Origin of the sequence: Nioella nitratireducens, assembly GCF_001879715.1 — a bacterium.
In the GTDB taxonomy this organism is placed as follows: Bacteria; Pseudomonadota; Alphaproteobacteria; order Rhodobacterales; family Rhodobacteraceae; genus Nioella; species Nioella nitratireducens.
In genome coordinates, this window is sequence record NZ_MNBW01000001.1 from 194,084 (window position 1) to 205,371 (window position 11,288).

General features: G+C 65.8%; 9 protein-coding genes. 4 read left to right on the plus strand and 5 right to left on the minus strand.

Translation table 11 applies throughout. The features are described 5' to 3' along the window. Positions 1 to 77 precede the first annotated feature (77 nt). The 4 genes from BKY27_RS00940 to BKY27_RS00955 form a co-directional block, all read right to left on the minus strand. Positions 78 to 512: a DUF1489 family protein gene (locus tag BKY27_RS00940; protein WP_071672541.1), complete on the minus strand. Its 435-nt coding sequence runs from the start codon at positions 510 to 512 to the stop codon at positions 78 to 80. A 21-nt stretch (positions 513 to 533) separates the two neighbouring features. Then, a complete protein-coding gene (locus BKY27_RS00945; RefSeq protein ID WP_071672542.1) occupies positions 534 to 2,885 on the minus strand; it encodes an aldehyde dehydrogenase family protein in 2,352 nt (783 codons plus the stop codon). A 16-nt stretch (positions 2,886 to 2,901) separates the two neighbouring features. Beyond that, the gene (deoC, locus tag BKY27_RS00950; RefSeq protein WP_071672543.1) at positions 2,902 to 3,909 is read right to left on the minus strand and encodes a deoxyribose-phosphate aldolase; all 1,008 of its coding nucleotides are present in this window, start codon (positions 3,907 to 3,909) and stop codon (positions 2,902 to 2,904) included. 72 nt (positions 3,910 to 3,981) lie between these two features. Beyond that, positions 3,982 to 5,178: a CapA family protein gene (locus tag BKY27_RS00955; protein ID WP_071672544.1), complete on the minus strand. Its 1,197-nt coding sequence runs from the start codon at positions 5,176 to 5,178 to the stop codon at positions 3,982 to 3,984. Between the two features lie 177 nt (positions 5,179 to 5,355). On the opposite strand from BKY27_RS00955, the gene BKY27_RS00960 reads away from it, so the two are divergent. From BKY27_RS00960 to BKY27_RS00975, 4 genes are all read left to right on the plus strand, one after another. Beyond that, on the plus strand, positions 5,356 to 8,181 hold the full coding sequence (locus tag BKY27_RS00960; protein ID WP_071672545.1) for a molybdopterin oxidoreductase family protein: 2,826 nt from the start codon (positions 5,356 to 5,358) through the stop codon (positions 8,179 to 8,181). Beyond that, complete coding sequence (locus tag BKY27_RS00965; protein WP_158514948.1) at positions 8,178 to 9,020, plus strand: alpha/beta fold hydrolase; 843 nt, start codon at positions 8,178 to 8,180, stop codon at positions 9,018 to 9,020. Before BKY27_RS00960 ends, BKY27_RS00965 begins: the two co-directional genes overlap by 4 nt. 61 nt (positions 9,021 to 9,081) lie before the next feature. Further along, entirely contained in the window at positions 9,082 to 9,861 is a 780-nt protein-coding gene (locus BKY27_RS00970) for a 4Fe-4S dicluster domain-containing protein (protein WP_071672547.1), read from the plus strand. Next, positions 9,861 to 10,742, plus strand: coding sequence for a dimethyl sulfoxide reductase anchor subunit family protein (locus BKY27_RS00975; protein WP_071672548.1), 882 nt, complete (start codon positions 9,861 to 9,863; stop codon positions 10,740 to 10,742). Before BKY27_RS00970 ends, BKY27_RS00975 begins: the two co-directional genes overlap by 1 nt. Positions 10,743 to 10,791: 49 nt before the next feature. On the opposite strand, the gene BKY27_RS00980 is transcribed toward BKY27_RS00975, so the two are convergent. Then, complete coding sequence (locus BKY27_RS00980) at positions 10,792 to 11,265, minus strand: Lrp/AsnC family transcriptional regulator (protein ID WP_071672549.1); 474 nt, start codon at positions 11,263 to 11,265, stop codon at positions 10,792 to 10,794. Positions 11,266 to 11,288 lie beyond the last annotated feature (23 nt).

The following is an 11,288-nucleotide window of genomic DNA, read 5'->3' on the forward strand; positions in this document are numbered from 1 at the left end:
CGTTTGACCGGCTCGCGCTTTTGCCCGACGCGATGCGGCGATTTTTCCGACACACTTGTCGGATATCTTCCGGCCGGTCATAACACCCCAAGCTCGGCCAGCGCCGCTTGCAGATCGGCGGGCAGCGGCTCTTCGCTCGCCCGTGTGCCTGACAGGTCACGCGGCGCATCCTCGGGCTTGAGGTAGCGCCAGCCCTGAAACGGGCGTTTCGGCGTCGCCTCGACGCGCACCACCTCGGGGTTCAGCACGATCGCGCAGCGCCGCACACCGTCCTCGCCCATCACCTCGTCCAGCCGCAGCACCCGCTGCCGCGCCTGGATGAACCCCTTGATCACCCAATAGATCGACCCGCCGTCCAGTACCTCGGCCTCGCGCTTGGGCCACATCCGCGTGACATGGCGCGGCAGGCCATCGCCCCATCGCTGGCCGGACATCGCCTGCCAATCGGTAAGGTCATCGACCGACTCGGTGCCGACGCTCAGCTTGATGAGATGCGTGAATTTCGCCGTCATGATCGCCTGTTCACCCTGCCCCTATTCGCCGTAGGGCACCCAGATCGTCTTGACCTCGGTCGCCGCCCGCAGGAAGGCCCGGCCTTCGCCACCCGCGCCGGTCCAGTCCGGGTTGCGCCCGTTATTGACCCATGTGCGTTTCAGCGTTCCGGCACTGCCTGCCTCGATCGTGGCAGATAGATCGGCGGACGAGAAACTCCAGACAGCGTCCACATCCATATGCGTGGCCAGCGGTTTCGCCAGGTCGCCATGATTGCCGGTCAAGATGTTCACCACGCCCCCCGGCACGTCCGAGGTGTCGAGCACTTGGTAAAGGTCCGTCGCGCTCAGCGGCGCGCTTTCCCCGGCGATCAGGATCACCCGGTTGCCCATCGCCATCGCGGGCGCCAGCAGCGATACGGGACCAAGCAAAGGCGCCTCTTCCGGGCAGAACGCCCCGATCACGCCCACAGGCTGGTTCATGGCCAAGGCCACGCCCCGGATCGGCACCGATTTCACCGCCCCGTCGAACTTGTCCGCCCAGGCCGCGTAGGAAAAAAGCCGCGACAGCGCGACCTCGACCTCTTCCTTGGCCGAAGCCGCGGAGCGACCGGTTTGCTCGCGGATGCGGTCGGCAAATTCGCCACCCCGCGCCGACAGGTTTTCAGCAAGGAAATACAGGATTTGCGACCGCAGATGCCCGGTGGTTTTTCCCCACCCGGCCGCCTTCTGCGCCGCCTCCACTGCATTGCGAATATCCTTGCGGTTGCCGAACCCGACATGGCCAAGCCGCTTGCCACGGGCCCCGTGCACGGGCCGGGAATAGCCCCCATCGGGACGCGCCTGCTTGCCGCCGATATAGAGCTTGGCGGTGCGGTCGATGCCCTCGAAATCCGTCTCGCCCGCGTCATGGACCTTGGCGGGCTTCACCGGTTTTCCCGCGTTCGACGGCTTGAGATAGGCCAACAGCCCCTCCCACCCGCCTTCGCGTCCGAACCCGCTTTCGCGCACCCCGCCAAAACCCGCCGCCGCGTCGAACAGGTTTGTGGCGTTGACCCAGACAACCCCCGCCGCCAGCTTGGGCGCCACGTCGAGCGCAAGATTCACGTTTTCGCTCCACAGCGTCGCGGCAAGGCCGTAGCGCGTGTTGTTGGCCAGTTGCACCGCCTCGTCCGGGGTGCGGAACGTGGTGGACACCAGCACCGGGCCAAAGATTTCCTCCTGCATCAGCCGATCCGACGGGGCCAGCCCGGTGATCAGCGTCGGTGGATAGAAACAGCCCGCGTCCGGCAGGTCGATCGGCGCGCGATAGGTCTCGCCATCGGTATTGCCATCAACAAGCGCAGCGATTCGCGCGTGCTGCACCGGGTCCACGACCGCGCCGATGTCGATGCATTTATCCAACGGGTTGCCCGCGCGTAGATTGCCCATGCGCGCCTTCAGCCGCGCGTGGAAATCCTCGGCAATGCCTTCCTGCACCAAAAGGCGGCTTCCGGCGCAACAGACCTGCCCGGCATTGAACCAGATCGCATCGACCAGCCCTTCAATGGCGCTGTCGATATCGGCGTCGTCAAAGACGATGTAAGGCGATTTGCCGCCCAGCTCCAACGTCAGCGCCTTGCCGCTGCCCGCCGTAGCCGCGCGGATTTTCCGCCCCACCTCGGTCGATCCGGTAAACGCCACCTTGGCAATACCGGGATGCTCCACCAATGCCGCCCCTGTCGCGCCGTCGCCGGTGACGATGTTGACCACCCCCTTGGGCAACCCCGCCTCGCGGCAGATATCGGCGAAGAGCAGCGCGGTGAGCGAGGTGTATTCGGCAGGCTTCAGCACCACGGTGTTGCCCGCCGCCAGCGCGGGCGCGATCTTCCACGCCAGCATCAAGAGCGGGAAGTTCCACGGTACCACCTGCCCGCAGACGCCTAGCGGCACATGCCCCGGCAATTCACTGTCGCGCAGTTGCGCCAGCCCGGCGTGATAATAGAAATGCCGCTGCGCCAGCGGAATATCTATGTCGCGCGCCTCGCGGATCGGCTTGCCGTTATCCAGCGTTTCCAGCACCGCGAACAGGCGGCTGTGTTTCTGCAACAGCCGCGCCAGCGCATAGAGATGCCGGGCGCGTTGATGGCCCGACAGCTTCGACCAGCGCGGAAATGCCTTTGCGGCGGCGTCCACGGCGGCATCCACATCGGCTTGCGACCCTTGGCTGACCTGCGCCAGTTCCTCGCCCGTGGCCGGGTTTCGCGTGGCAAAGGTCTCGCCGGCATCGGCAAAGGCACCGCCTATGAACGGCCCGAACCGGGCGTCATGGCGCGCGATCCACGCCCGCGCCTCGGAGGCATCCTCCAGCGCGGGGCCATATTCCATGGTTTCGAAGATCTCGGGGATGGTCATGGTCTGCAAACTCCGTTCACGCCATCGCGTGCCGCCAACCGGCGGAATAGGCCCCGGTCACGTGGTGCTCCAACTGCCGCTCGATATCGCCAAGCAGCGACGACGCCCCGAAGCGGAACAGGTCGGGGCGCAACCACCTGTCGCCCAGTTCCTCTTTCATCAGCGACAGGTATACCAACGCGTCCTTGGCCTTGGAAATGCCGCCCGCGGGCTTGTAACCGATGCGAACGCCCGTTGCCTGATAATAGGCCCGGATCGCCCGGATCATCACCAGCGACACTGGCAGCGTGGCATTGACGCTTTCCTTGCCAGTCGAGGTTTTGATGAAATCCGCCCCCGCCATCATGCAGATCAGCGACGCCCGCGCCACGTTGCGCAGCGTCCCCAACTCGCCCGTCGCCAGGATCGCCTTCACATGCGCATCCCCGCAGGCTGCGCGAAACTCTCGCATCTCGTCATACAGCGCCTGCCAATTTCCAGTCAGCACATGGCGGCGCGAAATCACGATGTCGATCTCATCGGCGCCCGCCTTGACGCTTTCCTCGATCTCTTGCAACCGGCACGGATAAGGCGACAGCCCCGCTGGAAAGCCCGTCGACACCGCCGCCACCGGAATGCCCGACCCCGCCAGCGCCGCGACCGCCGTGGGCACCATCTCGTGATAGACACAGACCGCGCCGGTGGTCAGGTCGGGCAAGCCGATCGCCTCCAGCAGATCGGCCCGCGCCGGTTGCATCGCCTTGGCGCAAAGCCGTTTCACCCGGCCCGGCGTGTCGTCGCCCGCCAGCGTGGTCAGGTCGATGCAGGAAATCGCCCGCGCCAGCCACGCCGCCTGAAACTCTTTCTTGACGGATCTCCGCCCCGGCAGGCTCGCGGCCCGGCGTTCAATGGCCGATGTATTGGCCTGCGCCGAGGCCACCCAATCGAGGTCCAGCGCCATGCCGGGATTGCGCGGGGCGCTGACTTGCGGCAGGTGCGCGGCGGTGGCCGTGTCCGGCGCGGTCTGAACGGGAATCTTGGTCATGGTTCGGGTCTTTGGTTGCCAGAGGGGCCAGCGTGACACGGGGGGCACCCCCGCGCAAGGCACCCCGTCGCGTCAGCCCCCGCGCGGGCAGGCCGCACGTCCCTGCAACCGGGCCATGTCCGCCAGACTCAGCAGCCCCTCGCGCCCCAGAACCTGCGCCGCATGGGCCACGCTCTGTTCGCCATCCACGGCCTGTTCCGCAGGCTGCACGATGATGCCCGAGACATAGCGCGTCACCCGCGTCGGCAAATAGGCCGGCATCCGTGCTTCCAACCCCTGCGGGCCGGGGACCAGATCGAACAGCAGCAGGGCCGATGTGCGCTGCGGCAGCTCCCATTGCGAGGCGATGAAATTGCCAAGCGAATAGGCGATGAACGCGTCCCGACCATCCGCCGTGCGATAGGGCTCGATCGGTTGCAGCACATGGGGATGCGTGCCGATAACCGCCGCCGCCCCGGCCTCCAGCGCCGCCCGCGCCAGCCGCCGCTGGTTGGCGTTGGGCGTGGCCACATATTCCGTGCCCCAATGCGGCAGGAAGATCACCGCGCCAACCTGCGGATCGGCGGCCAGCGCCCGGATATCAGCCAGCACCTCGGCCTCGTCGTCATAGCATAGCAGGATCTGCCCCGCCGGGTCGGGGTGCCCGTTGGTCGAATAGGAACAGGCGAGAAAGGCAATTCGCTGCCCGCCCGCCTCAACAACCGTATGCCATGGCCCCGCCGCGCCGCGCGTCCGGCTGCCGGTATGGGCCAGCCCCGCCGCGTCGATGGCCGCCAGGGTCCGGTCCACCCCCAACGGCCCCCGGTCCATCGCGTGATTGTTCGCGGTTTGCAGCACGTCCACCCCCGCCCCCCGCAACGCCGGGATCAGCGACGGGTGATAGTTGAAGGTCGGGTAGCCGGAATAGATCTGACCGTCATAGATTACACCCGGCGCGACATCGCCCTCGCGCCCGCCGGGCAGCACGTTGCGGGCCGCAGGCCCTTCCAGATTGGCCACGGTCACATCCGCCATTTGCAGATAGGGCGCCATATGAACGACTTGCGCGGCATAGCCGCTTGGCTGCGCGGCGGCATCTTCTTGCAGAAGAATATGCATCAGCACATCGCCCACGGCGGCCACCGTCACCGCACCGGGGCGAAAGACCTCGCGGCCTGCAATGGCGGCCCCATCTGCCGAACCGCAGGAAAATTCCACCCCGCCTGCGGTCGGCACACAGCCCGACACCAGCAGGGCAATCAACAGCAACGGGCGGCGCAACATGGGCATCGACGGGCCTCTGACATGGGAACTGGCATGGGCCCTTGCAGCAAATTGGCCTTAGGCCGACAGGTCAAGCAATGTTACGCCTTTCCCCCAAGATAGGCGCGGAATGGTCATTGCATTGTCCGGTAGACCTTGCAAATCTCCGCCCGGACACAAGAAAAACGCCAACAGGGGGGCCGCATGGCCTATTCGCAACCGGCGGTCGAGCTTTCGCCGAAAGTCTCGGACGAGATTCGCAAGACCACTTGCTACATGTGCGCCTGCCGTTGCGGCATCGACGTCCATATGAAGGACGGCAAGGTTGCGTATATCGAGGGCAACCGCGACCACCCCGTGAACAAGGGCGTGCTTTGCGCCAAGGGCAGCGCGGGCATCATGCAGGTCAACGCGCCCTCGCGGCTCAAGAAACCGCTTCTCAGGACCGGCCCGCGCGGCTCGGGCGAGTTCCGCGAAATCAGCTGGGACGAGGCCTATTCCACCGCCGTCGGCTGGCTGAACGAGCTGCACGAAACCGCCCCGCACAAGCTCGCCTTCTTCACCGGCCGCGACCAGTCGCAAAGCTTCACCAGCTTCTGGGCGCAGAATTTCGGCACCCCCAACTATGCCGCGCATGGTGGCTTCTGTTCCGTCAACATGGCCGCCGCAGGCATCTACACCATGGGCGGCGCCTTCTGGGAATTTGGCCAGCCAGACTGGGATCGGTCCAAGCTGCTGATGATCTTCGGCGTGGCCGAGGATCACGACTCCAACCCCATCAAGATGGGGATCGGCAAGATGAAGGCGCGCGGTGCCAAGATCATCGGCGTCAACCCGATCCGCTCGGGCTACAACGCGGTGGCCGATGAATGGGTCGGCATCACGCCGGGCACCGACGGGCTTTTCATCCTGTCGCTGGTCCATTGCCTGCTCAAGGCGGGCAAGATCGACCTGTCCTACCTCACCCGGTTCACCAACGCGCCGGTGCTGGTGAACGGCGATCCGCATTCGCCCGAACACGGGCTGCTGCTGCGCGATGCAGACGGCAAGATGCTGGTGCTCGACCGCCGCACCGGCAAACCCGCTGCCTTCGACGCCCCCGGCGTTCAGCCCGATCTGGCCGGCACATGGCGCAAGGCGGGCATCACGCACCGCCCCTCGTTCCAACTGCTGGCCGAGCGCTACATGTCCGACGACTACGCGCCCGAAGCGGTGGCCGAGACCTGCGGCCTGACCGCCGAGCGCATCCGCCACATCGCGGCGGAACTGGCCCGCGTCGCGTTCGAGGAAGAGATCGAAATCGACCAGCCCTGGACCGATTTCCGCGGTGTAAAACACGACAAGATGATCGGCCGCCCGGTCAGCTTCCACGCCATGCGGGGCATCTCCGCCCATTCCAACGGTTTCCAGACCTGCCGCGCGCTGCATGTGCTGCAAATCCTTCTGGGCAGCGTCGAGGTGCCCGGCGGCTTCCGCTTCAAACCGCCCTACCCCAAACCGATCGAGGCGCACCCAACGCCGCACGGCCACGACCGCCCTGGTCGCCCGCTCGACGGCCCGCATCTGGGCTTTCCGCGCGGCCCCGAAGACCTGCTGATCGACGAAAACGGCATCCCCGACCGCATCGACAAGGCCTTCACATGGGAAAACCCGCTCAGCGCCCATGGCCTGATGCACATGGTGATTTCCAACGCCCACGCGGGCGACCCCTATCCGATCGACACGCTGTTCATGTACATGGCGAACATGTCGTGGAACTCGTCGATGAACACCCGCGGCGTGATCAAGATGTTGACCGACCGGCACGAGGACGGGCGCTACGTCATCCCGCGCATCATCTATTCCGACGCCTACAGCTCGGAAATGGTGGCCTATGCCGACCTGATCCTGCCCGACACCACCTATCTGGAACGCCACGATTGCATCAGCCTGCTCGATCGCCCCATCTGCGAGGCAGACGCCGCCGCCGACGCCATCCGTTGGCCGGTGGTGGAACCCGACCGCGACGTAAAGGGCTTTCAGTCGGTGCTGATCGAACTGGCCAACCGCATGTCCCTGCCCGGCTTCGTGCACGAGGACGGCACACCGAAATGGACAGACTACGCAGACTACATCACCAGCCACGAACGCCGCCCGGGCATCGGCCCGCTGATGGGCTTTCGCGGCGAGGACGGCGACCAGACCGGGCGCGGGGCACCCAACCCGGACCAACTCGACCGCTATATCGAGAACGGCGGCTTCGCGGTGGAGCATATCCCCGACGAGGCGCTCTATTACAAACCGTGGAACAGCGCCTATCAGGACTGGGCCGTATCGCTCGGCCTCTTCGACACGCCGCAGCCCTTCCTCTTCAGCCTTTACGTGGAACCGATGCGCCGCTTTCAACTGGCGGCAGAGGGCCACGGCGACCGTCAGCCGCCCGAGCATCTGCGCGAACGCATCAAGACCGTGATGGACCCGCTGCCAATCTGGTATCCCCCCTTTGAAGACGGCCATATCGACCCGGTGGAATACCCGATCCACGCGCTCACGCAACGCCCGATGGCGATGTATCACAGCTGGGGCACCCAGAATGCGTGGCTGCGGCAATTGCATGGCCACAACCCGCTCTACCTGCCCACCAGGCTCTGGCAGCAGCACGGCTTTGCCGAGGGCGATTGGGCCAGGGTCAGCTCCGCCCATGGCGCGATCACCGTGCCCGTGGCGCATATGGCCGCGCTGAACGAGAACACCGTCTGGACATGGAACGCCATCGGCAAGCGCAAGGGCGCGTGGGCGCTGTCGGACGATGCGCCCGAGGCAACCAAGGGTTTCCTGCTCAATCATCTTATACATGAACTTCTGCCACCCAAGGGCGACGGTCTGCGGTGGGCCAATTCCGACCCCATCACCGGTCAGGCCGCCTGGTTCGACCTGCGCGTGAAGATCGAGAAAGTCCCCGCCCCGGATGAGTCGCAGCCGGTCTTCCCGCCGATCAAGTCGCCGGTGGGCCGTGGCCCGAAAGACCTCGCATGGAAGGTGGGGAAATGAACGCTGTGAACATCCCAAGCACCGACGGCACCCGCATCGCCACCTACACGGCGGGCGACCCCGCCAACCCGGCCATCCTGCTGATCCACGGATGGGCGCAGCAATCGCTGTGCTGGGGGCAGGTGATGGACCGGCTCAAGGACCGGTTCCACCTCGTTGCAATGGACCTGCGCGGCCATGGTGCCTCTGACAAGCCGATGGACCCGGCCGCCTATACCGACACCGCGCTCTGGGGCGATGACGTTGCCGCCGTGATCGCTCGTCACCACCTGTCGAACGTCACCCTTGTCGGCTGGTCCTATGGCAGCCGGGTGATCGCCAGCTATCTCGCCACTCATGGCGACGCTGCCCTTGCCGGGGTCGTGCTGGCGGGCGGCATCCTCGCCCTCGGCAAGGCGCGCGACGACTGGATGATGGGCGCGTCCAGCCCCGGCCTCGACCGCGACCTCTACACCTCCGACCTCAGCCGCCTGATCCCGGCCACCGCCCGTTTCGTCGATGCCTGCACCGCGCGGCCGCTCGACCGCCAGACCTATGGCCAGTTGGTCGCCGCCAACATGCTGGCCCCGCCGCTGGTGCGCCGCGCACTCTTTGCCGCCGATTGGGACATGCGCCCGACCTACGCGGCGATGACCTGCCCCGGCCTCGTGATCCATGGCGAGGCCGACCGCGTGGTGTCCCCCGCCACTGGCGCCGCCGCCGCCAAAGCCATGCCCAAGGGACGTTTCCTGCCCTATCCGGGCATCGGCCACGCGCCGTTTCTGGAAGACCCCGATCGTTTCGCGACCGATCTGGCCGATTTCGTCACTGCCGCCGTCCATAAGGAGGAACTGACATGACGTATGTACGGGGGGTGCACAGGGGGTGTACGGGGGGTGCACGCATGACAACGGGGCAAAAATGACCGATCTTCCCGCATCCACGGACCGCAAACTCGGGCTGGTGATCGACCTCGACACCTGCGTCGGCTGCCACGCCTGCGTGATCTCGTGCAAGGGCTGGAACACCGAGAATTACGGCGCGCCGCTCTCTGACGCCGACGCCTATGGCGGCGACCCGTCGGGCACGTTCCTGAACCGGGTCCACAGCTACGAGATCACCCCCGAAGAGGGCCCCGCACAACTGGTCCATTTCCCCAAATCCTGCCTGCATTGCGAAGACGCGCCCTGCGTCACCGTCTGCCCCACCGGGGCCAGCTACAAACGCTCCGAGGACGGCATCGTTCTGGTCAACGAAGATGCCTGTATCGGCTGCGGCCTTTGCGCCTGGGCCTGCCCCTACGGGGCGCGCGAACTCGACGCGCTGGAAGGCGTGATGAAGAAATGCACCCTCTGCGTAGATCGCATATATAACAACACCTTACCCGAAATTGACCGGGTGCCCTCCTGCGTGCGGACCTGTCCCGCCGGGGCCCGTCATTTCGGCGATCTGGGCGATCCTGACAGCGACGTGTCGCAGCTTGTGGCCGCACGCGGCGGGATGGATCTGATGCCCGAACAAGGCACCAAGCCGGTCAACAAATACCTGCCCCCGCGCCCCAAGCAGGACCGTGCCGAAGACCTCGACAGTCTCGCCCCCTATCTGGCCCCGGTGGCCGAGGATCAGTCCGGCTTTCTCGGCTGGCTCGACAAGGCGCTGGACCGCCTGCCCGGTGCCCGCTCTGACGAGGAGATGTCCTGATGCATCCCGCTCCTTCCGTCATCATCTTCACCACCTTTTCCGGCCTCGGCTTCGGCCTGCTGCTGTTCCTTGGACTTGGCCTGCCGCCCGTCACCGGCTGGGTGGCGTTTTTCCTCTATGCCATCGCCTATGCCTGCGCCGTCGGCGGCCTGCTCGCCTCCACCTTCCACCTCGGTCACCCCGAGCGCGCGCTCAAGGCTTTCACCCAATGGCGCACAAGCTGGCTCAGCCGCGAGGCGTGGCTTTCGGTTGCGGCCCTGCTGGTGATGGGGATCTACGCCTTTGCCGCTGTTTTCCTCGATACGCGCCTGACCCCGGTCGGCATTCTCGGCGCGGCCCTGTCCCTCGCCACCGTGTCCAGCACCTCGATGATCTACGCCCAGCTCAAGACCGTGCCGCGCTGGCATCACTGGCTGACGCCGGCGCATATGCTTGGCCTGTCCCTCGCGGGCGGCGCGCTGCTGGCAGGTCAGATGACCGTCGCGGCTGCCCTGCTCGCCGTGGCGGCCGCCGTGCAGGTGGCCCATTGGCAGGTGGGCGACAGCGCGCTTGCCCGCTCGGGCACCAACCTTGCATCCGCCACCGGCCTCGGCGCGCCCGGCCGCGTCCGCGCGTTCGAGCCCCCCCATACCGGCACCAACTACCTGCTTCGGGAATTTGTCCATGTCGTGGGCCGCAGGCATTCCCGCAAGCTGCGCCTGATCGCGCTGACCTTCGGCTACGGCCTGCCGGTGGTCCTGCTGGTGATCCCCGCCGCGCCGCATCTCTTGGGCGCGCTCGCCATCCTCAGCCATCTGGCCGGCATTCTCGCCTCGCGCTGGCTGTTCTTCGCAGAGGCGGAACATGTGGTCGGGCTCTACTACGGCAAACGCGCCGCCTGATCCGTCTTTCTGGCCCGGACAGTTCAGGCGGGCGCGGGTGGAAGCCCCCTCAGAAAGCCTGATCCTTGACCGCCTCCATCGACACATGGGTCGAGGTATGCCCGACATGCGGAAAGGCCGAGATCACCTCGCCCAACACCCGCCGATAGTCCCGAATATCCCGCGTGCGCACCTTCAACAGGTAATCGAACGCCCCGGCGATCATGTGCGCCTGCTCGATCTCGGGCACCCCCAAGGTCGCGGCGTTGAACGCCTTGAGCGCCGCCTCGGTCGTGTCCGTCAGCCGCACCTCGACAAAGGCGACGTGGTTACGCCCCAGCTTGGCCGGGTCAACCGCGGCCCGAAAGCCGCGAATGACCCCCTCTTTGCGCAGACGATTGACCCGCATCTGGCACGGCGTCTTGGACAGCCCGATCCGCGAGGCGATCTCGGTGACCGGCATCCGCCCATCGGCGAGCAGCAAATCGACGATCTTCCTGTCAAACTGGTCCAGTTGGCTTTCCTTGCTCACAATTTCACCCATGTTACCTTTTTCACGGAAAAATT

Coding starts and splice junctions, on each gene's coding strand:
- BKY27_RS00945 (WP_071672542.1), bottom strand. CDS start 2,885: ATGACCATCCCCGAGATCTTCGAAACCATGGAATATGGCCCCGCGCTG.
- deoC (WP_071672543.1), bottom strand. CDS start 3,909: ATGACCAAGATTCCCGTTCAGACCGCGCCGGACACGGCCACCGCCGCG.
- BKY27_RS00975 (WP_071672548.1), top strand. CDS start 9,861: ATGCATCCCGCTCCTTCCGTCATCATCTTCACCACCTTTTCCGGCCTC.
- BKY27_RS00965 (WP_158514948.1), top strand. CDS start 8,178: ATGAACGCTGTGAACATCCCAAGCACCGACGGCACCCGCATCGCCACC.
- BKY27_RS00940 (WP_071672541.1), bottom strand. CDS start 512: ATGACGGCGAAATTCACGCATCTCATCAAGCTGAGCGTCGGCACCGAG.
- BKY27_RS00970 (WP_071672547.1), top strand. CDS start 9,082: ATGACCGATCTTCCCGCATCCACGGACCGCAAACTCGGGCTGGTGATC.
- BKY27_RS00955 (WP_071672544.1), bottom strand. CDS start 5,178: ATGCCCATGTTGCGCCGCCCGTTGCTGTTGATTGCCCTGCTGGTGTCG.
- BKY27_RS00960 (WP_071672545.1), top strand. CDS start 5,356: ATGGCCTATTCGCAACCGGCGGTCGAGCTTTCGCCGAAAGTCTCGGAC.
- BKY27_RS00980 (WP_071672549.1), bottom strand. CDS start 11,265: ATGGGTGAAATTGTGAGCAAGGAAAGCCAACTGGACCAGTTTGACAGG.